Consider the following 26,938-nt stretch of genomic DNA (forward strand, 5'->3'; position numbering starts at 1 on the left):
CCGCTCATGAACGCTGAGGGAGCCCTCTCACCGGCTGTCGAGCCTGTCCCGGACAGCGAGGTCGGGATGATCTTTGAGCTGCCTGCGTGAGTTGATGCCGAGCTTGCGGAAGATGTTGCGCAGGTGAGCGTCAACGGTGCGTTTGCTGATGTAGAGCTGGACGCCGACCTCGTTCGAGGTGGCGCCCGAGGCCACCAGGTGGGCGACGGCGATCTCCTGCATGGTCAGCTTCTCGTACCTTTGCCCGGACCGGGCCTGGACCTTCTCGCCGGTGGCGCGCAGCTCGCGGGCGGCCCGCCGGGCAAAGGCATCCGCCCCGGCCCTGGACAGCAGCTCGTGGGCGGTGCGCAGGTGCTCGCGGCAGTCACGCCGACGGCCTTCGCGCCGCAGCCATTCGCCGTACAAGAGGTGCGCCCGGGCCAGGTAGGGGAGCAGCGGGCTCTCGGCGAGCAGGTCGATGGCTTCCCGGTAGTGATCCTCGATGCCGGTCACAAGTCCTCGTGAGTAGGCCGCGACTCCCAGGCCGGCGACAGTTCCGCCGGCCTGTGTGCGCTCGGTGAGGGAGTCCACTGCCCGCGCTGCGGTGATGTGGTCGTCACAACGGACCGCGGCTTCGACCAGTTCCGGCAGGGCCGCCCCGGTGAGGAACAGATCACCGTGCTCGACGGCCTTGCGAGCCGCGGCCAGCGCGGCCGGGTAGTCGGCCAGCCCGTTGTTGAGCATGGCTGTTGTCCAGTGCAGGTTCGTGACCTGTCCCGGACCTCCGGCGGCCGGTGCCGCGGTGGCTGCCTCGCACAAGTGGAGAACCTCTTCGCGGCGGCCGCGCAGCGCGGCGAGATGCAGCCGGTGATGGAGCAGCGGGGACGCGCCGGTTGCGTCGGCGATCGCTGCCTCCTCCGCGCTGTTGGCGATCGCCTGCCCGATGTCACCGATCATGGTCGCGTCGACCGTCTTCTGCGCGAGGCCGAGTCTGAGCAGCAGCGGCGAGCCCGAAGCACGGCCCGCCTTCACCAGCCATGCGGCGATGGCGGCATGGGTGTCCAGGTCCCACAGCTCGACGGCGATCATCGTGGCGAGCGCCGGACGCCGCGTCCAGAACGGGTTGCCGATGTCGTAGAGGGCGTGGCGAAGCAGCGGAACGGCGGCTTCGTACCCGTCAGTGGCCAGCACCGTCAAGGCGTCAAGGGCGTCCGGCGAGCTCGGTGCAGGAGCCGTGGACCGGGCTGCGGCGAGAACCCGATCGATGACGACACCGCCGCGGCCGACAAACAGGCTCATCTCGACGGCATCGAGGAAACAGTCACGTGCCCGGTCCGGATCCAGACTCGCCAGCCGTTGGGCGGCGCGCACCATCAGCATCGGACCGGAGCCGTCGCCCTGCAGGGTAAAGGCGATGCGGCCCTGCAACAGGTCGACATCAGCGTGCTGGAACTCGTCCAGCGTGGTGGTCTCCAAGGTCGCGAGCAGGTTGGCCGCCTTGCCCGACGACCCCGCGTCGAAGCCGGCCCTGGCGGCGTGCAGAGTTCGTTCGATCCGGCGTGCGGGATCCAGCGACAGCGCCACCGAGCGCTCAAGGAAGGCTGCCGCGGCTGCCACGCCCCCGCGTGCCTGGGCACGCGTCGCGCAGCGCTCCAACTCGTCGGCGATGTCGTCGTCGGGGCCAGGGCTGGCTTGGGCGCGGTGCCAGGCCCGGCGGTCCGGCGCCATGACCGGGTCGGTAACGGCCGCCAGAGCCGCGTGCGCCGCGCGGCGTTGTCCGGCGTCGGCGGCTCGGTAGACCGCCGAACGTGCCAACGGGTGGCAGAAACGGATGCGGGTACCGAACTCGACCAGTCCCGTCGCGTCCGCCTCCGCACCGGCCGGTGTCACATCGAGGTCCAGTTGACGCGCGGCCGGCCAGAGCAGGCCGGGGTCGCCGGTCGGGTCGGCGCTCGCCACGATCAGCAGAAGCCTGGCCTCGGCGGACAGACCGGCCAGCCTGGCTCGGAAGCCGTGCTCGATCCGGGTCGGCACCGAGGTCATGTCAGGCGGGACGAAGCCACCTGCACGGGGAAGTTCCAGCAGCGCCAACGGGTTCCCCTGGGCCTCGGCGACGAGACGCTCCCGGACCTGGTCATCAAGGGGGAACGGGCTTCGCCTCGTCAGCAGAATCTTGGCGTCCTCGTCGCTCAGACCGCGGACGGCCAGCTTCGGCAGCTCGCCGAGTCCGGTCGCCGTGCACGTCGACCGCGCTGCGAAGACCATCGCTATCGGGTCGGCGGCGACCCGGCGAGCCAGGAAGGCCATCGCCCTCGCGGACGCGGTATCAACCCACTGTGCGTCATCGATCAAGCACAGCAGGGGCCGCTCCCTGGCCGCTGCCGTCAGCAGTCCCAGCGCCGCCAGACCGATGAGAAACGGGTCGGGTGTGCCCTCGGCCAATCCGAAGGCCACCTGCAGGGCGTCACGATGCCGGCCCGGCAGCTCGGTGAGGTGCTCCAGCATCGGCACACACAGTTGGTGCAGCGCGGAGTACGGCAGTTCCTGCTCGAACTCCGACCCGGACGCCCGGACCGCCCGGAACCCGGGCGCCGCGTCGAGGGCGTGGTCCAGCAGGGCACTCTTGCCGATGCCCGCCTCGCCTTCCAGCACCAGCGCACCGCCCTGTCCCGTAAGCGCAGCGCCGGTCAGCTCGTCGACGCCTCGCTGTAACTCGCGTCTGCCAACGAGCAGATCGGTCAGGGGCAAAGAAGTCCGCATGACACAAACGGTAAGTGCTCGCCGCCTACCGGACACAGGCCCCCCTCAGGAATGCAACCAACGTCTCGCCGCGTCGAACGGCATAGGCACACCGGACCGGGTTGGGCAAGCCGGGCAAGAGCCCGCCCCAGCCCACCTGTTCCAGCCGCTTCGCGCGCTTGTGGCCGGCGCAACAAGCCCCGCCCGACAAGCCGGTCCAGCACGGTCTGGCGAAGGCCGGTGCCGATCTCCTCGACCAGCACCGCGCCGCCCAGGACGCAGTTCAGGGTGCCGGTCGCCACGATCGCCCCCGACGAGTCGTCGGACATCAGCAGCATCCGAGCTTCGGCGACCTGGTGGATGCCGGGCGGATCGCCGACCGGATCGCCATGGTGGCCGGCGGCCGGATCCGGGCCTGCGGCACGCCCGCGGAACTGGCCCGGCGGGCCGAGGTCCGCTGGACAGCCGGCGACGGGACGTCCAGCCGCGACCGCACCGAGGACCCTTCACGGCTGGTCCGGGAACTCCACCGGCACGCGGACGGTCCGATCGCCGGCCTGGAAGTCCGCCGTCCGACGCGGGAGGACACCTACCCGCACACGGTGCACCGGCAGACTGACAGCACGGACGGGAACGCGAACGAGGAGACACAGGCCGCATGAAGGGGACACCCACGACGAACGGCCGGCGTGCCGGGCTCCAGCGCGGCGGCATCGAACCGCGGCACACGCTGCGCGATCCCGAGGAGAGGCCCGGCCCTCTGACCAATGTGGTCGTCGCGCTGCTCATCGTCGCCGCCCGCGGCGGCCGCCGGCAGCTGCCACCTCCTGGCTTCGGCCGGCCTGTCCGTGCGCCCTCGAACGGGCGCTCCCCTCTCTGTGCTTCTCGTGGCGATGCCGCACCCCCAGCAGTGACCTCAACGGTCCTCAATACGGTCACTGAGTGTCACGGTTGGCAGGGCGGGCAGGTCGGCGGCCATCGTGCCGAGTAGTGCGAGGGCCTGCTGGGAAGCGCTGCCGGGCTCGGCCTGGTACACGATGAGCTGCTGGTGCGTCGCGCTGTCGACGGTGAACGAGTCGTAGGTCAGGGTCAGCTCGCCGACCTGGTGGTGGTTGAAGGACTTGGCCTCATGAGACTTGCCCCGAACATCATGCCGAGCCCACAGACTGCGGAACTCCGCGCTCCGCAGGGACAGTTCGCCGACCAGTTCGGTGAGCCGGGGATCGTTCATCAGGTCGCCGCTGCCCACGCGCAGGGCCGCGAGCCCGGACCTGGCGACCCGCTCCCAGTCGGGATAGAAGTCCCGGGCGTCCGGGTTCAGGAAGGTGAACCGGACCAGGTTGGTCTCGCCCTGTTCCAGCATTCCGGCGAAGAGGGCGACTCCGAGGCGGTTGCCGGCCAGCACATCCAGCCGTCGGTCGAGGACCAGCGCGGGTGTGTGCAGCCAGCCGTCCATCAAGCGCAGCAGCCTCGGCCCGACGGGAGCACCGCCACCTCGCCGGACGGGGCCACGGGCGGTTCGTGCCAGTTGGTGCAGGTGCGCCGTTTCCTCAGGACCCAGTCCGAGGGCGCGGGCCAGGGCGTGCACCACCTGTGCGGAAGGGTGCTTCTCTCGTCCCTGTTCCAGCCGGGCGTAGTAGTCGGTGCTGACTCCGGACGACTGGGCGACCTCCTCCCGGCGCAGGCCCGGTGTCCTGCGCCGGCCCGACCAGGGCTGCCCGGCCTGGGACGGGCTGGTCATCTCTCGCCGGGCGCGGAGGAACTCCCCCAGTGGGTTGCCACTGTCCATGCCGCAACGATAGGCGCGCACGCGATCGGCTGCCTGGGTGTGGCGCACCCTGGACAAGACCGCCCTGGCTGACCTCCGGCCCGCCGCACATGATCGGCCTCATGACAGAGAACGCTTCAAACAACTTCTCCCTGCCCGTTGCCGGTGTGCCCGCGGGTCTGCTTGCCGGCCGGGTCGCGGTGATCACCGGGGCCGGCGCCGGGATCGGCGCCGCGACCGCACACCGTTTTGCCGCTGCCGGAGCGAAGGTGGCTCTGCTCGGCCGGCGACCCAAGCTGCTGGACGACCTCGCCGCGACGCTGCGGGAGGAACACTCCGCCGAAGTCCTGCCGATCGCGGTCGATGTCACCGACCCCGCCGCGTTGACCGCCGCCGCGTCGACGATCCGCGCCACCCTGGGCCGGCCCGACCTGGTCGTCGCCAATGCGGGGGTGATGCTCGGAGCGCCGTTCGACGAGGCGGACACGGCCGAGTGGGACCGGATGATCGACGTGAACCTGCGAGGTCTGCTGGCGACAGGCCGGGCGTTCATCGTGGACCTGCTCGACGCGGCCGAAGCCGGACGGGCCGCGGACCTGGTGAACCTCGGCTCCACCGCGGCGGAGGTGATCTTCGTCGACTACCCCGTCTACGGCGCGACCAAGGCGGCGGTCACCCAGCTGACCCGCAACCTGCGCGCCTCTCTCGGGCCGCGCGGCGTACGGGTGCGGTCCGTCGACCCGGCCTTCGCCGTCACCGACCTCGGCGCCGACATGAGACACGAGGCCACTCGGGCCGGGCTGGACGAGATGCGCGCGGCCATCACGACCATCACCGCGGAAGACGTGGCCGACGCCATCACGTACTCGGTGGCGGTGCCGGCCCGGGTCAACATCGCCGAGCTGACAGTAGTTCCCACCGAACTCGGCTGAGAACGGTGTGCGAGCGCCCACCGCGGTGGGGGCGGTAGGCGCTCGTCCCGATTTGGAGGTCGCGCGGACAGGCGGGGCGGCGGAGCGGGGCGATGGGCGGCGCCGCGATGACGACGGCTGGGGCCCCTGACGAGCGTCGGACACATCATCACCGAGCAGCGCTCCGACTTCGACTCCCGCACCTACGGCTGCACCAAGCTCGGTGACCTTCTCGCCGCCACCGCTCCACCGAGGTCCGTGCGCCGTCGGCCGCGTACTCGGCGAGGGCTCCACCGAGGGTTCCGCCGAGGAGGAGGGATTCGTCGTCGGGATGTGCGAACACACCGAGCAGGGACGGCGGGGGAGGGGGTGTCGTCACGAGAAGTGGACCTCCTTCTCCTGTTGGACCGGTCGGACAGGCGGGCGGGCCGAGCTCCGGGGGCGGGCCGGTTCTCCCCTTCAACTGGGCCACCTGGACCGTGACCGGACCTCCACTCCAGCCAGCCGCCGTCATCGGCCCGTTTCCGGGTGACACATCGTCCATGGCCCCGTCGACGCTCAGGGCGCGGGCCGCGCCTGCGCCCTGAGCGTGGATGCCCGGTCTCTCATCGCCTGACCCTGACCCTGACCCTGACCCTGACGCGCCGTCCGGAACGGCGAACGGCCCGCCGGATGGGAGCAGCGGGCCGTCGTGCGAGGTGGAGCTGTGTGCGGGTCAGACCTTGAAGGAGCGGATCGAATAGTTCCCCTGGAGATTGCCGCGTGTTCCGGCCTTGGAGGAGCCGATCTTGTTCTTGTAGTTCGTGTTCTTGTAGAATTTGATTGTTTTGCCAGTTTCGTTCGCGACTGATTTGACCACCGCGCCCCGCTGGATGAAGGGACAGCCGCTGGCCGTGTTCGGCTGGTCGGGTACCCACTGACAGCTGCTTCCGCCGCCGTCCCAGCCGCTGTAGATGCAGAACTTCCCGTGTACGCAGGTCGTCCAGGCAGCGGCGGACGGGGCGTTGCCGGCGGCTGTCGCGGTGGAGCTGATGCCGAGGGCGCCTGTCAGGAGGATCGTGGCGGCGGCGAACGCGGTGATGCGTTTCATCTGAGAATTCCCTTTGCCGTTGTAGTGGGGGGAAGCCTGGCCGCGAGCTGAATCCCGGCGGCCGACTCATTGATCGTCAGCCTGCCAGGACGACAGCACGCATGGGCAGAGGTGCAAGAGGGGCGCGCGAGGCTCGTCCGCGCCCGCTCAACGCCCGTCCGCCCCCGGGGTGATCCGCAGTCCCCCGGGCACGAGCCTGGTGGTAGCGGCCCGGCTTCACGAGCTCGCCGCGCAGCACTGAGACCGTCTCTCTTGGGTGCCGACGCGGCCGTCACCTTCGGGATTGCGAGTTCGGGCCCTTTTGGCGAGGGGCGGCCGATACGGTCCCGTTCATGAGTGTCGAAGCGCGGAGGCCTCCTGCCCGTCCGCCGAGCGGCCCGCCGCCGGGGCGCCCGCCGAGCAGCCCGGGGCCGGACAAGAACCCGCCCTTTCCGCCGGACCCTCCCCGGCCGAAGCCGGGGAGCTGAGAGAGCGTGCGCGTCAGCCGGCTCCCGTACGAGCAGCTCCCCGAAGCCACACGCCGGGCCCTGGCCGACCGGATCGGGGAAGGCTGTGCGAGGGTCGACATGGCCACCGGGGACTCTTCCGCGCTGGCCTCGCTGTTCACGCTCCGGGACGGCGGGAAGGTCTTCGTCAAGGGGCTGCCCGCCGACCATGAGCGGGTCGGGGAGCTGGCGGTCGAGGCGAAGATCAATCCGTTCCTGCCCGCCTTCGCCCCGAAGCTGCTGTGGCGGGAGTCGGCGGGCGGGTGGACGCTCCTCGGGTTCGAGGGGCTCACCGTGCCCCCCTGGGCCGACTTCACGGCCGGCAGCGGACACCTGGAACCGGCGGCGGCCGTGGTGCGGGAGTTGAGCACCCGGCCGTGCCCGGACATCGGGCTGATGACCGTGTGGGACCGGTGGGGCTCCTACTGCGCCCCCGATGATGAACCGCTCCTGACGGGCGACGCGCTTGTGCACGCGGACCCGGCGGCGACGAACTTCCTGATCGGGGAGGGCCGGGCGTGGCTGGTCGACTGGGCGTGGGCAGCCCGAGGACCGGCATGGGCCGATGCGGTCCTGTGGGGGTTCCGGCTGGTCCTGGACGGCAGGCAGACCCCGGAACAGGCCGCCGGGTGGGCAGCGACCGTTCCCGCGTTCGCACACGCGCCCCGCCGCGGTGTGCGGGTCCTCTCCGAGGCCGAGGCACGGTCGTGGGAGGACTGGAAGGAGTACGGGACGGCCGGGCTGGAAGGCGCGGTGACAGCGGCCCGTGCGTGGGCGGACTTCTGGGCGGCCCGCTGACCGGTGACCTGGCCGGGCCGGGCCCGTGGTGGGGGTGCACGGTGTACGGGCCAGGACGGGTGAAGAGGAAAGGGGGTGGCGGCGTCCACGCGCACGACGCCGATGCGGTGGGCGAAGGACCGTACGCAGGGCAGGGCCTGGCTGTGGCGGAGCAGGCCGGCCGTCATGGCTGACGGATCCGGCCAGGCGTGTTACAGCAGCCCTCCCAGCGGCAGGACGCGTTCGGCGAGCTGTCCGCGGAGCTTTCCTCCGGCGGTGTCGGCTTCCGCGAGCCAGTTGGCGGTGATCAGCAGTTCGGCGTGTTCGGCGATTTCCTCGGGTGGCAGGTTGCAGAACGCGGCCGTCTTGTCGAGGTGGAGTCCGCCGTCCTCGGCGCGTCCGAGGCGGCCGTCGTGGCGGGTGTGGGCGGCGGTGTACAGGGCCAGAAGCCGGGTGCTTGCGCCCAGCTTCTTCTTGCGGATCTTCCGGTCGCCCACGGCGTTCTGGGCCCAGCCGGAGAGCCGAGAGCGGTTGGCCTTGCCGAGAGTGAACGGCCGGACTTGGGGGAGCAGTGTGGGAACAGTGAACGCGGTGTGGTCCTCGGGCGGGGCGTCCATCACTTCGGCGACGGTGCCGGGCAGGTGCAGCCAGCCGGCCGTGACCAGATGCTGAAGCACCTGCCCGGCGTGGTCCTGGAGCCAGCCGGAGACGTCCTGGCCGGTGATGTTCCCCGTGCCGGCGCGCGCGGCCCGCAGGGTGAGCATGAGCACCGCGAGGCGCACCTCGGCCTCCGGAGCGGGGGCGTGGGCGGCGACGTAGTCCAGCATGGCGCGGGCGTGGACGGCCTGGGGCCGGGTCAGTAGCCGTTCCACCTCCGGCCCGTCGCCGTCGGGCCGGCCGCCGCGGTTCTCGTGCATCTCAAGGGCGGTCTGCGCCGCCTTCTCAGCGCGTTCCGCCTCGTGGCGCAGGGCCCCGTTGCCGCTCACGTCGGCCCACAGCCGGAAGGCGCGGGACTTGCGCTCGTGGAGCTCGGCGAGGAGGACGAGGTGGGGCTCGGTACGCCGCGAGTAGACGCGGAACGCGTCCCCGAGCTCGATGAGCTCCACCCGCAGGTCCTCGGGTTCAAGGTCGTACGGCACGATCCACCGCGCGATCTTCCCCCACTGCTTCGCCCGACGGGACCCTGTACCCGGTGCGGCGGAGCGGGCTGAGGGGACCGAGGCTGGTGCGGCGGCCGGAAAGGACGAAGAAACGGCCGCGGGGGCGGGGCTGTTGTCGGAGAAAAGCGCCGTCACACCAGTGCCCGTCGTGACGCTCGTGGGATCCCGCTCCACGGTCGGTTCCCTCTCCGGCTGGTCGGCTGCGGACGGGGCTGTACGAGGCGGCGGTGCGGCGGTGGCCAGGACACGGCAGTCGGGTGTGGCGGCCGAGCACCGCGCGCACATCTCCGCGATCCGCCACAGCCTTCCAGCACGGTCCGCATACACCGTCAGGAGCACCGGACCGCCGCACATTCGCGGCACCGCGACCGGTCGTCCTCCGTCGCGCCGTGCGGTGGGGTCGGGGTTGTGCCACGCGCAGTCGGCGGCGCGGCAGGCGCACCACGCCCCGGCGCGAGGACCGCCTCCCGCGCGGATGCCGGCCAGGTGCTGGTTGACGTGGTCGACAGCGGCCTTGCGTCCTGTGGCAGTACCGCTGGGAAAGTGCTGATCGGCGCAGACCGGGCGGGAGCAGGAGAGCTTCACCGCCCCGGCGGATGGGCGGCCGTAGGGGTCCAGGCGCACCGTCCACGTCCGTCCCGCGACGCGCTCCGCGCCGGCCTCCACCGTCATGTTCGTACTCCAAGGGGTTGCTTGATCCGTTGACCGAGTGGTCCCATCATCCGGGATACCGGCCGGTCTGCCCCGGGAACCGAAGATTCAGCCCACGAGACCGTGTTGACCGCGCGCGGAAGGCGGCGCGCACGGTGCCCGCTCCGTCCGGAGGCGGACAGGGCCGTGGTGTCACGGGGGGCCTCCGGTATGGGCGGAGGCGGGGCGCGCGTTGCGGGAACCGGTGCGTCCGCCCGGGTAGTGAGCCGCTACCGGGTGTCCTGGGCGATGAAAGTGTTCTGGTGCAGGCGGCTTCGGAGGGGGACATCAGTTCGTGGTGTGTCTTCTGCGGTCGCCTTGCCTCGACCGAGGACGTAGACGCGTTCCATCTCGGTGCATCGGGTGTCCCAACATTCTTTGAGCCTTTTCCAACCTCACGCTGACGTGTGGTGAAGGATGAGGGCGGCCCTGGTCTGCTCGCCGAGGCAGCGGATCTTGGCGTGGGTGGTGTGGTGGGGGCGCTTCCATCTCCTGAGGCGTCGGCCCCGGAACGGGACCCGGACGGTTCCGCCGGTGCCTTGATACGCCTTGTCCGCCCAGCACCGGGGTCCGGCATCGGCGAGGGCTTCGATGCTGGCGTGCTGGCGTGCGGCGGTCAGGTCGTGAGGCGGGCCGGGCAGAGCCGGTGAGGCCCAGAGCAGTCGTCCGAACGGATCGGTGAGGACCTGGACGTTCATCCCGTGGCGTTTGTGCTTCCCGGAGTGGTACGGGGTGTCGGCTGCGATGCGGTCGACCGGCGGCAGGGTGCCGTCGAGGTTGACGAACGCCTTCGTGCGGATCGTCCTCATCGCCTCGGCCAGGGCCTCGACTGCTTCACTTGTGCAGCGGTGGACGATCGCGATCCCGATGCCGACCCGGCGGCGAGCTGGGTGCAGGTATCACCGCATCGCAGGTGGGCCAGAACGAGCGGGGCTTGACGTGCCGCGGGAAGGCGCCGCCGGCGTGTCCCGATCTCCCTCCGCCTGGCGGTGAGCTGGTCGGTGCGTGCCGGACAGGGTGCCGCTGTTGTGGAGACAGAAGTCCAGCGGGTCCCGGTCGTTTCGTCTTTCCTCGTGTTCTTTGCCGGCCCAGATGGCGTTGCCGTCCGTCACGATGGGCGCCGGGACCAGATCCCGCTCGATACGGACGATGAGCACGACCTTGTCGCTGTCGCGCAGCGGGACTTCGATGACCACCGGCGTCCACAGCGGGTCGTAGCCGGTGGCCATCTGGTTGACGAGGCGTTCCTTCTCCTTGCGGCTGACGCCGACGACGCGGGTCGGGACACCGCGGGCCCCGGAGCCCTCGGCCATACCGATGTGGTCGACGTCGAGCTGCGAGGCAGCGGTGAGCCTTCTGTTGTCGTAGGGGCTCAGCCAGGTTCCCGTGACGGCGCGACTCCGCGTCCCGTACGACGTTCTCGCCGTCGCGGGCCAGGACGATCTCGCGGGTGTCGCGGCGCTCGCCCTGTTGGGCCCAGTGCGCACTGACGCGCGGTCAACCTTCTCTATCTCGCGCGGGAGCTGGTGAAGAGGAGCGGGAGCCGTACGACGCGGAGCTCGCGGACGGTCGGGGCGGACCAGGCGTGGCCAGCCGTCGGGGCGGCGGGCCAGGGGGCGAGAAGCCCCTCGGTGGTGGCCGGCCCCGGGTGTGCCGTGACGACCGCGGCAGCCGCTCTTCTCAGCTACCTGGAACCCGTGAGAGCCGGTACGGCGACGGGTCGTTGGGCCGGTGCGGCAAGGGGGACCGGGGCCGCCTCGGGCACGGACTTGGACGCGGCGGTCAACGGCTGTCGGGGCTGCTCCACGCTCGCGGCCGGGTACCCGGCGCGCCACGGCACGTAGTGCGGGTTGTCCCGGCAGTCATTCATGATCTCGATCTTCTGCTCCTTGTCCACCGGGCAGACGCCGACGATGAACTGCCGGGCGACCCCGCCGGGGAAAGCGACCTCGACCTGGTCGGCGTACTTGTGGGTGTCGCCGATGGTCTTGTTCACGTCTACCCCGCCGGGTGCGTCGATGTAGTAGTTCCAGCCGTTCTTCCACGACTTGTACAGATCGTGGTTGTAGCTGGTGGAGACGTAGGGGGAGGCCTGGTTGACCAGGACGTACTTTTCGATGTCGTACTGGCCGTTGAGGGGGGCCTTGGGGTGGAAGCCCTCCTCGAAGACGATCTCGGGGCCGCGGCCGTCGGTGCGGTAGAGCTGGGAGCAGTTGGCGCGCCATGAGGGGGCGGGAGTGATCCGGTTGATGTCGACGCGCCGGTCAGGAGCGGCGTAGAGGCGGTCCTCGACGATGGGACATGAGCGGGGCGCTGAGGCCCGGGCGGCCGTGGTGGCCTGGAGCGTCGCCGCGGAGGCGTTGGCGGAGGTTGTGCTGGCGGCGCTGGGAAGGAGAACGGCAGAGACGGCAAGGGCAAATACGGCGCTCCGGCGCCACAGGCGAGTGGTCATCATGATGACCACCATCGCGGCCCGGTGACGCTCGGCGGGACAACGTCACCCTTGAGTGGGCGAGTTGACTCAAGCCCTTGACCCGGGAGCCGTGTGCCCCCACTGCGCGTGCCGCACGGACCGACCTATCCGAGCCCGAATGACGCCGCCCGTATGCGCTGAATCACCTCTGTGCGCACCCTGCTCGGGCCCGGTCACGCACCAGCAAACGAGGTCGACGGCGGCCAGGAGCTGGTCATCGAGGGCCCGCCCCGGTGGAGAGGCCTTGATCTGGCCGCGCGGCAGAGCCGGAGGGCGTGTCAGGCCAGGCGGTTGACGGCGTCGGTGTCGTCGTCGGCGGTGGGCAGTGCGCGGTGGCCTTCGGAGTGGTGGTTGACCCAGCCGCACACGCCGCAGCTGTAGTGTCCGTCGAGCCCGGCGATCTGCGTACCGCACCGCCGGCATTCGGCATAGGTGATCTGTGGCCCGTCATCGGCCGGGTGGCCGGGCACCGGTTCTCCCCGGGAAGGAGTGCTCTGCGCGGTCATGGGTGGACGCTACCGCCGGGCGCAAGGCGGCACGCCCGGTCTTCCAGCCGCATCGCGCGGAGCAGTACCAGGACCCGTCGGCCGCCTGGTTCGCGGACGCGCCGCACACGGGACAGTTCACTCGCAGGCCACCCTCGCGTCCGTCGGGCCACGGCTCGGGGATGAGGCGTACGACCGTGACGGTCAGGATCCCGGCGGAGATGACGTGGCGGACGATCACCCCCGCCGCGATGGCTTCGCGGCGGTCCTGGCCGCCGGCCACGGGGGCGGAGCCGTGGCCGTAGGTGATCGGTGCCGAGGGTGCGGGCGAGGGCAGCTTGCCGAGACTTCTCCGGCCACGGGGGCGAACGCGACGCGGTAGCTCACGCAGCGGCCGTCCCGAGCACATACGCCTGCCGCTCGGCACTCAGCAGGACGTCGACGCGGTCGATGGGTCGCCCGGGATGACCTCAGCGCCCACGTGCGGATGAGTCGGCCGATCATGTTCGGCGGCGCCGAGTCGATCTCGCCGTCGAACACTGAACGCGGTTCGTCCGGCAGCGCGGCCCACGAGCGGCACGACGAACCGCTCCCCCGTGCACCACCACCGGAGCCGGCCCCGGGACCACATGCGTGCGAGGCGTACGATCCAGCTCGCCCGACCCGGTGCCGGACTGCGACGGAGCGGTCCCGGGTCAGTAGCCGTAGATCATCTTATAGGCGACCTCGGGCAGGAACTGTCCGGCCGAGGAGCCCTGGCCGGAGCCGCAGTTGCCGTCGGACTCACCGGGCACCTTGATCCACAGGAGCATCTCGGCGCCTCCGCCCAGCCGGCTGGGGGTGCCGATCCGGCGGCCCGAGGGATTGCACCACTGGCCGTTGGAGCCGTTGCCGTTGCGGCTGGTGTCCACGACGAACGGCTTGCTGTAGCCGTACTGAGCGTTGAGCGCACTGTTGACGGCGTTGCCGTACGCGGTGTTCTCGGCCGTGGTCAGGTAGTTGGAGACGTTGAGCGAGAAGCCGTGGGCCTGTCGCAGGCCGGCTTCGTGGAGGCGCTGGGCCATGGTTGCCGCGCTCGTCCAGGCAGGGTTGCCGGCGTCGAGGTAGACCCAGGTGTTGGGAGCCTGGCGATTGAACTCGGAGAGCGCGCCGGTGAGCATCGCCTCGCGTTCGTCGATCTGGGCCTGGCTCATGCAGCCGTAGTCTCCGAGGGAGTCGGGTTCGAGGACGACGACGGCCGGGCGGCTGGCGATCCCTCCCGCGAACTGGGCGATCCAGTTCGTGTAGGCGGCCGGCGAGGAGGCTCCGCCCGCGGAGTGCCCGCCGCAGTAGTCGCGGTTGTAGATGTTGTAGGCGACGAGGACGGGCAGCTTGTCCTGGGCGTCGGCGGCACCCACGTACGCGCCGGTGGCGGTGCCGATGGTGCCGCTCCAGGAACCGAACCAGCGGGCCGTGGGAGTGTTGGCGACGGAGGCGTTGATCGCGGGCGCTCGGCCGTCGCCGGGGTTGTCGGCGATCCACCGCTTCGCGCTGGAGTCGGGGTCCGCGTAGAACCCGTTGGTCATGGTCGTCGGGTCGGCCGCGTGGGCGGACGGTGCGGCGACGAGCGTCAGCGGCAGCGAGGAGAGCGCTGCCATCAGGGCGAGCAGTCTGCGGCGCATGACGGTACCTCGGCTTTCTCACAGGGATGTGCTCGATGGTCGGCGGTGGATGTGGGAAGCGCTCCCATCAGGAGCAGTCCCCATTGCACGGTCGGTCGGCAGGTCGAGTCGGTCTGGGTCAGGAGGCCGAGCCGCCACGGGAAGGAGGCTGTAGTCGCCGCCCGCGTTGGGACCCATGTCCTGGTAGAGGTACTGGAGCCGGCAGGAGGGCACGGTGAGTGTCTGGTCATGGCCCGCGCGGATCATCTCGCCGTAGCTGATGCCCCGGGTTCAGGCGCCCGCGGGGAAGCTGACGTTGTTGGCCCGTGCGAAGGGATTGCTCTCGGATGCGGCGAGTTGCGTCCAGGAACCGGCGAGGCTGGTGGCTTGGTGCTGATCGTCGTGGGTCCGCTCCACGGCCCCTCGGTGGCGGTGGCGGTGGCGGTGTGGGCGTACGGTCCGGGCGAGGTCGGTCCGGCCACGACAGCGGAAGGCCCGGTTGCTCGGCCGGTAGGCCGGCGACGATGTCCAGATGCCCCGGACGTGGCCACGGGCGCTGTTCAGGTCGTACTTGGCGCCGAAGCCGAGGAGAGGCGCTGAGCTACGCCACAGAGCATGATGAGTCCATGACATTTGCACGAGCGGCGTTCTCCTTCCGCGGCCCAGCCGTTGATGGCCGGAGTTGTCCGGAGGTGCCCTGCTGATTCGCGCGGAGAGACTGCTCTGCATGCGAGATTTCGAACGTGGAACGGTATGTCGAGCATTTTGGATGATAGAGGGGCGGTGAATCCCGTCAATACCTGTCGCACGAATCGTTGGAAGCTTCGAAAGGTTCGGCGGCGCCGATCCCATGTTGTCCCAGGACAGTTGCCCGACGACCCCCAGCCCGTCACCGGCACCCAGCCCGGCGACCAGCGCCGCGAGCACCCCGCCGGCGGTCGCCGCTCCCCGTTCCAGACCCCGCGTCGTCAGCGCCGCCCCCGCCGCCGCCGGGCCCAGCAAGTCTTCCGTCGAGGGGTCCCTTGGGCGTGACCGGTGTAGTACGAAGACAGGTGAGAGCTGCCTCCCTTGATCACCGCGGCCCGCATTCTCACCTTCTGGCCTTCCGGAAGATTCCCGGTTCTCCTGGGACTGAAGTACGTGGCGTTGTGGCCCGATGTGGTGGCGACGCGATAGGGGCTCTCCAGGGTTGCTTCGATGCCCCCCGCGTGAGGTCAGCGTGGTGCGACTCGTGGCCCGTGGACTGGCCGACGCCGAGATCGCGCGGCCCTCACCATCACTTCAGGCACCGTCAAGACTCACCTGAGCGACATCCAGGGGAAACTGGCGGCACGTAACCGGGTCGGGATCGCCGCTTGGGCGTGGCAGACCGGCCTGGTCACTGCGTGAGACGAACGCGCCGTGGTCGGCGCACGGCGCCGGGGGTACGACCTTCGTCGGTCGAGGGGACGACTTTGTGGGGCAGATGAGGAGGGGCGCCCTGGGCGACGGTGGAGCGGTCGTCAACCGGACCGAACCATCAGTGGAGTTCACCACCATGGGCAAGAAGAACATCGTCATCGGCTGCGCCGTCACCGCCGCTGTCCTGGTCGGGGGCCTCGCCGCCCTGGGGGTGTGGGGGGTGAAAAGCATGGAGAAGGAGGTGAAGAAGGCTGATATCTCACCGAGTGTGTACGAGTCGGTGAATGTGGGCGACTCCGAGGCGGACGTGCTCGGCAAACTGCCCGCCCGGGACTCGTGGGTGACCTTGGGGCTGGAGGACCAGGGACCGAAGCCGCCGGAGGGCGCGACCTGCCGCTACTTCACTTCTGACGAGGGCGACGACTCCGACACCTTCACCGTCTTCCGGTTCTGCTTCCGCGAGGGGAAGCTGGTCGCGAAGGACACGTTCGAAGGCAGATGACCCGGTGCGGCCCGGCGCCGCCGCCACCTGCTCGCTCACCCCGGACGAAGCAGCCGATCGGAGACAAGGTCTCCTACCGCCCTCTCGGAGTCCGCTCGCCGGGGGACGGTGGCGACGCACTCGCCGACCTGGGAGCCGTGCACCTCGACGTGAGCACCGGGCGGGCACGGCTCGACGACGTCCGGGCCTGCCTCCCGTAGCACCTGGCGAGCGGGTGACCGGACGCCGACGCGGCCTGGCCGTGGACGTCCTCTGCCCGGTCAGCCGTCGAGTGCGGCGGAGGGCGCGTCCCCGTTCTGGGTCTGCCGGGCCCGCTCGGCGAGCACCGTGGCCAGGTCCCGGACTCCGTCCTCGTCGAGGCCGCCCTTGTCCGCGGAAGCCGCGACGGTCCACAGCAGCACCGTGCCGACCCGGGTCTGGGTCACGGCGCCGGGCTCGCCGCGGAAGCCGGAGGTACCGAATCGAGCGTCGCGCTCGTCACCGATCGGGCCGATCTCGAACGTCTTGGCCTTCTGCCCCGCCCTCTTGCCGTAGTAGCCGTCCCAGAGCACGTCGTACGCCGCCCGGGCGGCCTGTTCGCTGTCGTAGGCGACGAGCAGGAAGCTGGCGGTGGCGGCGTTGTCGTCCTGCCGGAAGGTCGAGGCGCCGTAGAAGCGGGAGTTCTCACAGCCCGCGTTGTCCTTGACGGGGCAGGCCTGCGAGCGGAAGAGCTCGTCCATCTCAACGGCCTTGGGCCGGTCGGACTCCTTCCACCCCGTCATGGCCTCGCCGTCCGGCAACGTCTCCTGTGCCTGCTCCTTCGTGAGCGCCACCGCCTTGCCGTTCCCGCTGTCGCTCTCCGCGCCACCGCCACAGCCGGCCAGCAGCAGTGCCGCCGCGATCGCCCCGCACCACCGGTAGTTCCTCATGGTCATGCCACCCCCTCAGGCGGTGATCTTATGCGGACCGTCTTCGCACGGACGGCGTCGGCCCACGAACCGAGACCGTCGGCCGTGCAGGATCCGCCTGTACTCCGCGCGCAGGGCGTTCACCCGCGAGCTGGCTGCGCGGAGTTGATGGTGGAGTGCGCTGAGCGTCTCAAGCGGAGACGGTCGATGAACATCCGGAAGCGACGCGGACGGGGTGAGCGTGGTCTCTTGGCCGCAGCGAGCGACTAGCGATCGCACGCGGGCGGCCTCCTGCACTGCGGCGATGGCCTCCGCTACTTCTCCTTGCAGGGCGTGGGCGAGCGTGCGAGCGGCATCTACGGCGACCTTGTTGATGTGCCGCGCAGCCCGATGCGGCACCGAACCGGAGTGCGTGCGAACCCGCTGCTCCGCGTCGTGTTTCATGGCGGTGATGTCATCGCGGTGCGCCGTCAGCCGGTCGCGGATGCCCGCGGCGATGTCCCACTCACAGGCGCGGAGGAACGCTGTGTGCAGCTCGCTTTCGCTCGCCGCGGCTACGGCGCGAGCAAGGACCGTAGCGCGACCGTCGTCGCTGAGCAGGGCCTGCACGGCATGCATCGGTAATTTACTGGTCACGGTGGGACTCCACTGAGCGGCACTGACAACGCCGATGTCCCGTGACCACTTCCTGTGCGGGCGTGTATCCCCTCGGTACGTCCGGCGGCTGCGTCGGGGTGTCAACGCTCGTTGTGCCGGCGGGCTCCTGCCGTGCCCGTGACGCGCGAGCCGTCTGGCATACCGCGCGACGCGGGGGCTATGCCTCGTCGTCCGGAGCAGCGGCCATCCGGATCAGGCCGATTGCTGCTACTGCGTCCAGGCTGTTCCGGGTGTGTTGCTGTCTGGGTGAACTCACCTTGGTGTGGCTGAAGTTATTTTTGCGGCGGGTGAGTGGGATGGATGAATCCCTCGTATGTGACGGCACACGGATACCCAGCCGGCCCCGTTCCTTCGCGGCCGGGGACAGGAGCCCCACACGTGTCCCGTAAGAAGACCCTGAGCCGTAAGAAGGCGATTTCCCTGCTGGTCGGCGCGGCAGCGCTGGTGGGCGGTACGGCGGTGGCGATGACCGGTACGAGTCAGGCGTCGGTGGTCTGCGACGGGCTGGCCACCGCCCTGGGCAACAACGAGAGCTTCATCGCCGCGCAGCGCGCCGCCCCGGACGCGCTGTCCGAGGCGCGGATCGCGAACCGCGTCGCCGTCATCGAGGAGATCGAGCGGAAACAGGCGGCGTCCAACTGCGAGGTCGGCGAGGGCGGTAGCGGTGCCGATGCCGGCGATGAGGCGAGTTCTGGGGCATCGCCGGGAGGAGGGGCGCAACCGGGCGGCGAGGCGGACGCGGGCAGCGGAGCGGACGCGGGCAGCGCCGCAGGTGCCGGGAACACCGGGGATGCTGGGAACGCCGGCGGAAGCGCTGAAGGCGATGTCGTGTGCGCCGGATCTACTGTCACCCTTTCCGGCGAGGCGGGTGCCCCGGCTGCCTCCAGCAATCAGTTCCCCGTCGGTACCACGCTCCGCGTCACCAACCTCGACAACGACAAGTCCACTACGGTGCAGGTCTCTTCGGTGTCGGGCAGCTGCGCACTGCTGAACAACGAGGCGTTCGAGCAGGTCCGCGAACCGGGTAAATTCTTGATCCGTAACGCCAGGATCGAACAGATCCAGAGCGCCGGCCAGTAGGGCTTTGCCGGGTGGTGCCTGGTGGGGAGTGTCGAGGACGAGGAACGCGGAGGTCCGGGTGAGCGGGCTCCATCGCCGCATCACCCGATCGTCGCCCACCCAGCCGGCCGAGGTCATCGCTGGGGCCGGTCAGCCCGTAGCGGAGAAGGCCACGGACGCGGCCGACGTCCCGCAGATGCCTGAGCCGACCCGGGTTTCGTGGAGCCCGCATGCCATGGTGGGGCAGTGCTTCCGGCAGGCAGGTGGGGGCCGCATCCACAGTGACGGGGGTGCGGCCCCTCCGCGTGTTACACCCAGTCCCGCTGAGCGGCCCGCACCCCCAACTGGAACCGGCTCGCCGCGCCCAGTCTCTCCTGCAGCTCGCTCACCCGCCGCCGCAGCGTCCTGAGGCTCACTCCCAGATGGCGGGCCACCGCCTCGTCCTTCATCCCGGCCGCCAGCAGCCGGATCAACGTCCTTTCCGCATCGGAGAGTTCACCGTCACCGGCTGCCCGGCCGAGCTGTGTCGCCTGCTGCCACGCCAGCTCGAATAGCTTCTGCAGGGCCTCGGTCACCGCCGAGTGCCACACCACGACGGCGCAGTAGCCGCCCGCCGCGGAAGTGGTCAGCGGGAGCATCGCCCGACACCCGTCGACCACCAGCAGCTTGAGGGGTACGGACGGCAACACCCGTGCCTGCTCGCCGAGTTCCACCATCTTCCAGGTGCGGGACAGGACGTTCGGATCTTCCAGGGCGGTCGCCGAGTAGATTCCGCGGGAGACGATCCCGCGCCTGAGCAGATCGGCCTGGAGATCCGCCTGCGGGGCGGGCGGGGCGAGATACGGCGGTGTGTCGAACAGGCACACCTCGTGCTCGGCGCGCGCGTACAGCTCTTCGAGGCGTGCCGCGATGGCACCTTCGCCGGAGGCGACCTCGACCAGCCGCGCCGGCTCCTCGCGCAGTAGCCCGGCCTCGTACGCGGTGGCGATCTCCTCGGCGGTGGAGGCGAGGAGATCGGACTCCGTCTCGCGCCGCCGGATCAGCGCGCGGACCGCCACCCGGGGGTCGATTGCGCGTAACCCGCCCATGGAGTCCGGCGGCTGGACCAGCCCCAGCGCGAGCAGTCGGTCGCAGGCCTCGCGCACTCGCGCCGGGGAGGCACCCGTGAGCAGCGCCCAGCCGGCCGCTCCGGCGTCGGGCTGATGGAGGACTGCCCGGTACACCTGCTCATCGAGGGCGGAGACCCCTACCGCGGCCCAGGGGCTCGCGGCAGGGGTCGGTCCCGCCGTGTGCTGCAGGTCTGTGTCGTATGCCGTGTTCACCATGGCCCGGCACGGTAGAGGATCTATATTAAGGGGCTTCGCACCGCCCCGGGCCGTCGTTCAGTTCAAGCCGAACGCCGTGTCTACTTCAGGCCGAACGCCCGCAGCACGGTCTGGTCGACCTTGTTGCCCTCCCGGTCGGTGGCCCCTACGCGCAGCGACACGAACTCGGCGCCCTTCGGGTGCTTGAGCTCCGCCTTGCCGTGCCTCACCTTCACCTTCTTCCAGGACGTGCCGTCGTCGTAGGAGACCCAGGCCTTCAGGTCACCGGCCGTGACGCCTGCCGTCTGATTCCGGACGGAGAGCCCGAGCTCCGACGTGTGCCCCGCTTCGGCGCGGTTGAGGAGGTCGAGCCCCTCCAGGTCGTAGTCGACGGAGAGCAGCGGCAGCGCTGTCTGCTGGTCAGTGTGCGCCGAGGCGAAGGACCATTCGGTGTGGGTGCTGGTGGAGTACGCGGCCCAGTCGGCCGTGCGCCGAGCGTCGAGCACGAGGCGGTACGGCACCTTCGCCGCCGGGACGTCGAAGGTGCCGGATCCGCCGAGTGTGGTGTCGCCGACCAGCTGTCCGTCCGCGTACAGCTTGCCCTTCGCGGTGTCCTGTACGTTCTCCACGGACCCGTAGTGCCCCGGTGTGGCGTCGCTCAACTCCGGTATCCTGAAGGTGAGTTTGTCGCCGGTGCGCTGGGAGATGCCGTACTGCTCACTGGTCGCCGGGCGGACGACCTGGCGCAGCCAGTCCTCGGTGGGCAGCTTGCCCGCCTTGTCATGGGTCTCCAGGGAGTCCCACTGGGGACGGTTCGCCTGCGAGTCCGGGTAGACGGCGTGCCAGATCCGGGTGTCGGAGACGTTGTAGTACTCGGTGCGTTCCGTGCCGAGCTGCACATCGTTGGTGGTCCCGATGTCGATCCCCTGCCAGGGACGGTACCGGTACACGGCGTCCTTGCCGATCCGGCCGGCCTGGGCTCCGTGGTAGCGAACCTTCTGCTTCACCGTGTTGGAGCTGTTGAGGTGGTACGTCTGGTTGGCCGAGACGGCGCCCGTCTGCGGGAACATCACGCTGTACGCGTACGGGCTGACCGGAGTGGAGTCCAGCTTCAGCTTGACCTTTTTCCCGCTCTTCAGCAGGGCGCCGAGCCTCGCGCCGTTCTCGCCGGTGGCGATCATCAGCGGGATGGTCGTGCTGTTCACGGCGGCGATCCAGTACCCGGGCGTGTCCTGGTAGGCGATGACGTAACCGGCCCCGGCCGCAGTCGCGTTGGCCAGCGCCTCGTCCGCCCTCTTCCCGGTGGCCACGCGGACCACCGCCACCTTGCCCTTGACGTCGAGTCCCTCGAAGTCGGCCGCGGTTCCGCTGCCCGCGTCCACCGCCCGTACGGTGTGCTCACCTCCGAATTTCGCCGGGAAGCCGGTGTACGTCTGCGTGTAGTCGAGGGGCAGCGGGTACTTCTCGGGGCTGGCGACGCTCGCCGTCAGCTCCTTCGCGTACAGACGGAACTTGGCGGAGAACTCGAACATGCCCTCGGTGACCTTCTGGGTCGGTGCGACGTAGATGTGGTCGGTCCAGAAGCCCTGGCTGTAGGTCAGCCCCCAGGCGCTGCCAGGCCCCTCCCGGTGCCAGTTGGTGCTGAAGCCCTGGAACTCCGAGTCCTCCTTGGTCTTCGGCTTGATCTCCACCGCCGTGCGGGCGTCGAGGACGACCTCCGTGTCTCCGTCCACCTTGATCTCGGGATCGCCGACGACCGATGTGCCGACGGCCAGCCCGGCCGCGTCGACATCCGGAATCCACGACGCCATCGAGTACGTACCGGCCGGGACCTGGAAGGTCGTCCCCTTGCCGAGGAATCCGTGCGTGTCCGGATACGCCCCGTTCAGCTCCTGCAGCATGAAGAGCGACGCGGCGGTGGACGGGTTTCCGCCGCGGTTCAGCAGCGAGACCTTCAGGTCGTAGGTCTTCGGCAGCTTCTCGAAGCCGATGGCGGTGGTGACCTGGATGTTGTCGGCGCTCGCCGTGATGTGGCCCGTGTACCGGCCCGTCGCCCCGGCGGCCGGGTCTACCGTCACCCCGATCGTGGCGGTGCCCTTCGCCGGGACGGTCACGGTGTCCGCGCTCAGGGCGGCATCGGCGAGGGTCGAGGAGACCTTCAACTTCGCCGCGTTACCCGTGGAGTTGGTGAACACGATGTCCTTGGTGGCGAACTCGTCGTCGCCGTCCTCGAATGTTCCGAAACTCAGCGTGGGCGTCGCGAAGACGCCCTGCTTCACCGCGCGTTGGGCATCGACCCGGCCGTCGCCCTGCTCGAAGACGGTGGCGTCCGGCATGGTCGTGGCGGTGCTCGCCAGATCCGCCTTGATCTGCTCGCCCGTCCAGTCCGGATGTGCCTGTGCGACCAGTGCGGCGGCGCCCGCGACATGCGGGGTCGCCATGGAGGTCCCGTTCGCCGTCGTGTAGTTGTCGTCGACGGGGGTGCCCATCGTGGTGCCGGAGGCGCGCGCCGCTGTGATACTCGCGCCCGGTGCGGTGATCTCCGGCTTCACCGCGGAGTCGCCGAGGCGCGGTCCGCGGCTGGAGAACGAGGCCAGCTTGTCGGACTTGTCGACCGCGCCCACCGTCAGCGCCGCGTTGGCGATACCCGGGGTCCCCACGGTCTGCTCGCCCGGTCCCGCGTTGCCCGCCGCGACCACGAAGAGGGCGCCCGTGGACGCGGACAGCGCGTCGACGGTCTCACTCAGCACGTCCGAGGGGCCCGAGGCCGTGCCGCCCAGAGACATGGAGACGATCTTCGCGCCGGATTTCGCCGCCCACTCCATGCCTTCGAGGATCCAGGAGGTCTGGCCGCGGCCGTCGTTGCCCAGCACCTTCCCGACCAGCAGCTCCGCACCTGACGCCACCCCCTTGCGCCTGCCGTCCGAGGCCGCGCCCGAGCCGACGATGGTGGAGGCTACGTGGGTGCCGTGCCCGTGGCCGTCCTGCACCCTCTCGGCGGGCACGAAACTCGTCGACCCGGCGATCCTCCCCGCGAGGTCCGGGTGGCCGGCGTCCACGCCGGTGTCCAGGACGGCGACCTTGACGCCCTTGCCGTCGTAGCCGGACCGCCACACCTCGGGCGCCCCGATCTGCGGGACACTGACGTCGAGGGACGCCTCCACCTTGGCGTCCAGCCAGATCTTCTCGATGCCGCCGCCGAGCTGTTTCGCGGCCTTCGCGGTGCCCTCGGTGCCGAGGGCCGGGGCGACGTCCGCCCAGAAGGAGGCCGACTTCTTCACGCTGAGCGCGGCGCCGCCGATGCCGGGCAGCGCGAGGGTCCGGCGCGCCCCGTCGGGGGTCGCGGCGCCCTTCGCGTACGTCACGATCACCGGGTTGGCGCCGGTCTTCGCGTCCGCGTAGCCCTGTTTCACCAACTGGCTGACATTGAACAGGGCAGGGTCGAGACGGCCCGCCTGTACCAGCGGGATCGCGTCCGCCGGGAGGACGCTGATCTCGCCGTTCCGCTCGCTGGACAGGAAGGTGGCGGCCTCGCGGCCCTTACCGCGCCGGACGTCGACGGCGTACCTGCCCTGCGGCCCGGCGGTGAACGACACGGTGTCGCCGGTGATGAGGGTGACGGTCTGGGTGCGGGGGGCACCCTCTCCGGTGAGGCTTGGCGTACTCGTGGCCCGCGACGTGGTGACCGGGGACTCGGGGCCGGCCATCGCGGGGGTGACGGTCACCGCGAGCAGTCCGGCCGTTCCGGCCGCGGCCCAGAAGACTTGGAGTCTTCGCATGTGTGGACTTCCTCCCCTGAACGCTGAACGCTCCCGTGTGTTGGTGAACGGGAGTCAGTGACCAGGGTGAGCGCCGCGCGGAATGCGACTCAAGGGAGAGTTGTGGCCGAGGCGTGCCAATACCTTCTTCGGCCACCTCCGCGAGTGCCCCTCAGTACGCCGCCTTGCAGGAAATACGCGACCGGCACGGCTACACCACCCAGCTGACCCGGCTCAGCGGCAAGAAGGGCGAGATCACTCGCATCACCGGTCCCTCCGGCCGCTGGATCTCCCTCTCCTGCGATGCCGACCACCGCGTCTCCCCGGCCAAGGACAACACCGGCCGCACCACCCGCTACGAGTAGGACGGCACCTCCAACCGGGTCAAGGACCGGCCCCTCACCGAGGGCGCCACGTACGCCTTCGAGTACACACAGGCCGGCGCGGGAATGCTGGCCACCTGTAACTCCTGACGGACACACCGCGCTCCTGCTTCCCGACGCGGCGGCGGGGACCAGCCTTCGCCGGCCTTGAGGAACGCCGGCACCGGCTCCGGAGGTGATCGCGGCGCGGGCCGGGGCGGGTGGTTTCGCTCGTCCGGACGGAATGCCCGCGCGCGGCGGGCCACGTCTCCCGAGCCGTCCGCGCTTCGTGCTTAAGGTGACGCTCGGAGGTGGAGGATGCGAGTGGGACTGCACGCGCTCGGTATCGGTGACGGTGCCCGCCCCGAGGTGATCCGTGCGGTGGCCACAGCCGCGGAGACCCACGGCTTCGCGAGGCTCTGGTGCGGCGAGCACGTGGTGCTCGTGGACGCGCCCGCCTCTCGCTATCCCTACTCCGCAGACGGCCGGATCGCCGTGCCCGCGGACGCGGACTGGCTGGACCCGCTGCTTGCCCTGACCTTCGCGGCGGCGGTCACCAGCCGGATCGAACTCGCCACCGGCGTACTCCTGCTGCCTGAGCACAACCCGGTCCTGGTCGCCAAACAGGCCGCCACACTCGATGTGCTCTCCGCCGGGCGGTTCAGCCTCGGGGTTGGGGTCGGCTGGTCGGCCGAGGAATTCGCAGCGCTCGGAGTCCCCTTCGCCGGGCGCGGGCGGCGCACCGAGGAGTACCTTGCCGCGATGCGCACCCTCTGGGCCGAGGACCCGGCCTCCTACACAGGGGAGTTCGCCCGCTTCGACGCGATCCGGGTCAACCCGAAGCCGCTGCGCGGCGGGCGGCTCCCGGTCGTGGTCGGCGGCAACAGCGACGCCGCCTTGCGCCGGGCGGTCATGCTCGCCGACGGCTGGTACGGATTCAACATCCCGGCGGCCGACGTTCCGGCGCGTATCGCCGTTCTCGCCGACGAGTGCGCCCGCCGCGGTCGCGCTTTCGACGAGCTCACGGTCGCCGTAGCGCTGAGCGACGGCACCCCGGACCATCTCCCCGCACTCGACGCGGCGGGCGTCACCGAACTCGTTGTCGTCGGCGCTCCTCCGCCCGTTCCCGACGCGGCGGCCACCTGGGTCGCGGAACTCGCCCAGACCTGGATTCACCCGGAGGAATAGCCAGGACTGGCCGGGACACCACGCACGGGGTTCTCCGTACGGTTCTGAGGTCGGCCGCGGACCGTACTCCGGGAGCACAACCTCGGTGAACAGGAAAAATGGAAACGATCTTGATCCAGGCCCAAGGCGGTCGTGTGGTCGGTGTGCAGGTCCTGACGGCGCCAGGCTCTGCGAGCGGCGGGGCCGTCCTGCTCAGGCCGGGCGGTTGGTGATGCGGGGCAGCGCTGGGCGGTCGCGGCGGCCGTTGACCTGGAGTGCGAGGTGACAGCTGCCCGGGTGTGAGGGCGGCGGTGCCGGTGAACTTCAGGGGGTGGTCTTGGCTAGGTGCAATGGTGCGCCCGCTTTGACGGTGGTCCGGGTGAGGTGGGCGACTTTCTCCCCGGGCCCCGGTGCCGGGGTCGGTGCGGGGCAGGACGTACATGACGTGTACCGGGGTGTCGGTGGGGGCGGTGAGGCCAGCTTCGAAGGTGAGGCCGTCGCCGAGCTGGTACTCGGTGCGGGGCAGGCGGAGGGGGGCTGACGCTGGCAGCAGCTTGGGGGGCGTAGCCGAGGAGGGTGTAGGTGGGTGCCCAGCCGGCCTTGAGGCGGGCCTTGAGCGGCTCGCGGGTGATGAAGGCGAGTTCGGCGGTTGTGGTGCGCCCCTTCGGTGTGCCACCTAGTCAGGGTGGCGAGGACGAGGTCCGGGCGGGTGCGGGTGATGTCGCGCGCTGCACGGCAGCGGCTGCCGTGTTTGGACCGCGGCGCCGACTGGACGGCGAGTTCGCGCGAGGCACGCGGCTACCGGCGCCGTGCACACCGCCGAGCCAGCCCCGCTGCCCCACTGTGCTGCGCGCCACCAGGGCAGCGCGCATCAGAATGACCGCACCGCCCGGGCACCGGCCGCGCTCGCCACGCACCAGAAGACAGTCCAGCCCTGCCGGGCGGACCCCGCTACCGCGAACGCGGGGAAGTCACAGTCCGCTCGTGCTGCACGCGCAGCACGAGCAGGCTGCCCACCAACCTGTTCGCCACGACCGATGCTCCCGGCAATCCATCACCGCGTGAACCGGGGCCCCTCCTGGCCCAGCTCGTCGCCGCCTGCCCCGAAATGACCCAACTGGTCGCCCACATCCGGGCCTTCGCCCAACTCCTGCTGCCCGCCCAAGAAAACGCCGACGCGTTTGAGCCCTGGATCGCCCAGGTTCGCACGGCCGATCTGCCCATCTGCACGCTTTCACTCAGGGTTTGGAGCGAGACCACGACGCCGTCATCGCCGGTCTCACCTTCCCGTACGGCAGCGGACCCACCGAAGGCGTCAACACGAAGACCAAGCTGATCGCGCGGCAGATGTACGGCGGAGCAGGCTTCACCCTCCTCCGCCACCGCATCCTCCTCGGATAGCGTCACCCTCCGCCACCACCGAATGTGAGACAGGGGCCAGTAGACGACTGATCCGGCTTTTTGTGAGGGGCAGTTGGCGGCCGGGGCGCCGTAGTGTCAGTCGGAGTGGTCTCCGGGGCGGAAGGATGTGACGGCCCCTCGTTCGGCCTCTGCGGAAGCCGTGTTCTCTTACGCGACAAGCCCGCCGTACGCCACGACGGCCAACGAGACCTCTGCGGCACGAGCGGGCCGGCGCGGCGAAGG

18 protein-coding genes and 5 pseudogenes are annotated in these 26,938 nt (G+C 70.2%); 9 read left to right on the forward strand and 14 right to left on the reverse strand.

Going from position 1 to position 26,938, the window contains the following annotated elements; genetic code table 11:
• Window positions 1–27 precede the first annotated feature (27 nt).
• Entirely contained in the window at window positions 28–2,739 is a 2,712-nt protein-coding gene (locus ACFXPL_RS11470) for an AAA family ATPase (protein ID WP_384916216.1), read from the reverse strand.
• A 329-nt stretch (window positions 2,740–3,068) separates the two neighbouring features.
• On the opposite strand from ACFXPL_RS11470, the pseudogene ACFXPL_RS11475 reads away from it, so the two are divergent.
• Window positions 3,069–3,380 (forward strand): annotated as a pseudogene (locus tag ACFXPL_RS11475) (ABC transporter ATP-binding protein); the annotation flags it as partial.
• A gap of 254 nt (window positions 3,381–3,634) precedes the next feature.
• Here ACFXPL_RS11475 and ACFXPL_RS11480 read toward each other — a convergent pair.
• Complete coding sequence (locus ACFXPL_RS11480; RefSeq protein ID WP_384916220.1) at window positions 3,635–4,507, reverse strand: helix-turn-helix transcriptional regulator; 873 nt, start codon at window positions 4,505–4,507, stop codon at window positions 3,635–3,637.
• 101 nt (window positions 4,508–4,608) lie between these two features.
• Between ACFXPL_RS11480 and ACFXPL_RS11485 the strand changes: the two genes are divergently transcribed.
• Complete coding sequence (locus ACFXPL_RS11485; RefSeq protein ID WP_384916223.1) at window positions 4,609–5,418, forward strand: SDR family oxidoreductase; 810 nt, start codon at window positions 4,609–4,611, stop codon at window positions 5,416–5,418.
• A gap of 694 nt (window positions 5,419–6,112) precedes the next feature.
• On the opposite strand, the gene ACFXPL_RS11490 is transcribed toward ACFXPL_RS11485, so the two are convergent.
• Window positions 6,113–6,487, reverse strand: coding sequence for a peptidase inhibitor family I36 protein (locus tag ACFXPL_RS11490; protein ID WP_384916226.1), 375 nt, complete (start codon window positions 6,485–6,487; stop codon window positions 6,113–6,115).
• A 473-nt stretch (window positions 6,488–6,960) separates the two neighbouring features.
• On the opposite strand from ACFXPL_RS11490, the gene ACFXPL_RS11495 reads away from it, so the two are divergent.
• Window positions 6,961–7,770 carry an aminoglycoside phosphotransferase gene (locus tag ACFXPL_RS11495; protein WP_384916228.1) on the forward strand — a complete coding sequence of 270 codons (810 nt, stop codon included), beginning with the start codon at window positions 6,961–6,963 and terminating at the stop codon, window positions 7,768–7,770.
• A 191-nt stretch (window positions 7,771–7,961) separates the two neighbouring features.
• On the opposite strand, the gene ACFXPL_RS11500 is transcribed toward ACFXPL_RS11495, so the two are convergent.
• The 7 genes and pseudogenes from ACFXPL_RS11500 to ACFXPL_RS11530 all read right to left on the reverse strand — a co-directional run.
• Entirely contained in the window at window positions 7,962–8,888 is a 927-nt protein-coding gene (locus ACFXPL_RS11500) for a hypothetical protein (protein WP_384916231.1), read from the reverse strand.
• Between the two features lie 1,130 nt (window positions 8,889–10,018).
• Window positions 10,019–10,596: pseudogene (locus tag ACFXPL_RS11505) on the reverse strand (transposase family protein); the annotation flags it as partial.
• Window positions 10,499–11,086, reverse strand: a complete 588-nt coding sequence (locus tag ACFXPL_RS11510; protein ID WP_384916234.1) for a hypothetical protein — start codon at window positions 11,084–11,086, stop codon at window positions 10,499–10,501. The gene ACFXPL_RS11510 and the pseudogene ACFXPL_RS11505, both read right to left, overlap by 98 nt.
• A gap of 344 nt (window positions 11,087–11,430) precedes the next feature.
• Window positions 11,431–12,054: pseudogene (locus ACFXPL_RS11515) on the reverse strand (ADP-ribosyltransferase); the annotation flags it as partial.
• A 296-nt stretch (window positions 12,055–12,350) separates the two neighbouring features.
• A complete protein-coding gene (locus tag ACFXPL_RS11520) occupies window positions 12,351–12,578 on the reverse strand; it encodes a hypothetical protein (RefSeq protein WP_384916236.1) in 228 nt (75 codons plus the stop codon).
• Between the two features lie 674 nt (window positions 12,579–13,252).
• Window positions 13,253–14,218 (reverse strand): glycoside hydrolase family 6 protein, encoded by a 966-nt coding sequence (locus ACFXPL_RS11525; RefSeq protein WP_384916239.1) that lies wholly within the window; start codon window positions 14,216–14,218, stop codon window positions 13,253–13,255.
• 98 nt (window positions 14,219–14,316) lie between these two features.
• A pseudogene (locus ACFXPL_RS11530) lies at window positions 14,317–14,578 on the reverse strand (non-reducing end alpha-L-arabinofuranosidase family hydrolase); the annotation flags it as partial.
• A gap of 930 nt (window positions 14,579–15,508) precedes the next feature.
• Here ACFXPL_RS11530 and ACFXPL_RS11535 point away from each other — a divergent pair.
• A complete protein-coding gene (locus ACFXPL_RS11535) occupies window positions 15,509–15,586 on the forward strand; it encodes a hypothetical protein (RefSeq protein ID WP_384916384.1) in 78 nt (25 codons plus the stop codon).
• Window positions 15,587–15,653: 67 nt separating this feature from the next.
• Complete coding sequence (locus tag ACFXPL_RS11540; RefSeq protein WP_384916242.1) at window positions 15,654–16,100, forward strand: hypothetical protein; 447 nt, start codon at window positions 15,654–15,656, stop codon at window positions 16,098–16,100.
• Between the two features lie 260 nt (window positions 16,101–16,360).
• Here the strand turns inward: ACFXPL_RS11540 and ACFXPL_RS11545 are convergent, their stop codons facing one another.
• Together ACFXPL_RS11545 and ACFXPL_RS11550 are read right to left on the reverse strand one after the other, a co-directional pair.
• Complete coding sequence (locus ACFXPL_RS11545; RefSeq protein ID WP_384916245.1) at window positions 16,361–17,014, reverse strand: hypothetical protein; 654 nt, start codon at window positions 17,012–17,014, stop codon at window positions 16,361–16,363.
• A 9-nt stretch (window positions 17,015–17,023) separates the two neighbouring features.
• On the reverse strand, window positions 17,024–17,623 hold the full coding sequence (locus tag ACFXPL_RS11550; protein WP_384916248.1) for a hypothetical protein: 600 nt from the start codon (window positions 17,621–17,623) through the stop codon (window positions 17,024–17,026).
• 399 nt (window positions 17,624–18,022) lie between these two features.
• Here ACFXPL_RS11550 and ACFXPL_RS11555 point away from each other — a divergent pair, with 399 nt between their 5' ends.
• The gene (locus ACFXPL_RS11555) at window positions 18,023–18,724 is read left to right on the forward strand and encodes a hypothetical protein (RefSeq protein ID WP_384916251.1); all 702 of its coding nucleotides are present in this window, start codon (window positions 18,023–18,025) and stop codon (window positions 18,722–18,724) included.
• Window positions 18,725–19,011: 287 nt separating this feature from the next.
• Here the strand turns inward: ACFXPL_RS11555 and ACFXPL_RS11560 are convergent, their stop codons facing one another.
• Together ACFXPL_RS11560 and ACFXPL_RS11565 are read right to left on the reverse strand one after the other, a co-directional pair.
• Complete coding sequence (locus tag ACFXPL_RS11560; protein WP_384916254.1) at window positions 19,012–20,028, reverse strand: LuxR C-terminal-related transcriptional regulator; 1,017 nt, start codon at window positions 20,026–20,028, stop codon at window positions 19,012–19,014.
• An 80-nt stretch (window positions 20,029–20,108) separates the two neighbouring features.
• On the reverse strand, window positions 20,109–23,786 hold the full coding sequence (locus ACFXPL_RS11565) for a S8 family serine peptidase (RefSeq protein WP_384916257.1): 3,678 nt from the start codon (window positions 23,784–23,786) through the stop codon (window positions 20,109–20,111).
• 164 nt (window positions 23,787–23,950) lie between these two features.
• Here ACFXPL_RS11565 and ACFXPL_RS11570 point away from each other — a divergent pair, with 164 nt between their 5' ends.
• The 3 genes and pseudogenes from ACFXPL_RS11570 to ACFXPL_RS11580 form a co-directional block, all read left to right on the forward strand.
• Window positions 23,951–24,130, forward strand: coding sequence for a hypothetical protein (locus tag ACFXPL_RS11570; protein ID WP_384916260.1), 180 nt, complete (start codon window positions 23,951–23,953; stop codon window positions 24,128–24,130).
• Window positions 24,131–24,445: 315 nt separating this feature from the next.
• Entirely contained in the window at window positions 24,446–25,315 is an 870-nt protein-coding gene (locus tag ACFXPL_RS11575; protein WP_384916262.1) for an LLM class F420-dependent oxidoreductase, read from the forward strand.
• A gap of 1,054 nt (window positions 25,316–26,369) precedes the next feature.
• Window positions 26,370–26,695 (forward strand): annotated as a pseudogene (locus tag ACFXPL_RS11580) (transposase); the annotation flags it as partial.
• Window positions 26,696–26,938: the final 243 nt, after the last annotated feature.

It is taken from the genome of Streptomyces sp. NPDC059092 (genome assembly GCF_042756365.1).
Lineage (GTDB): Bacteria > Actinomycetota > Actinomycetes > Streptomycetales > Streptomycetaceae > Streptomyces.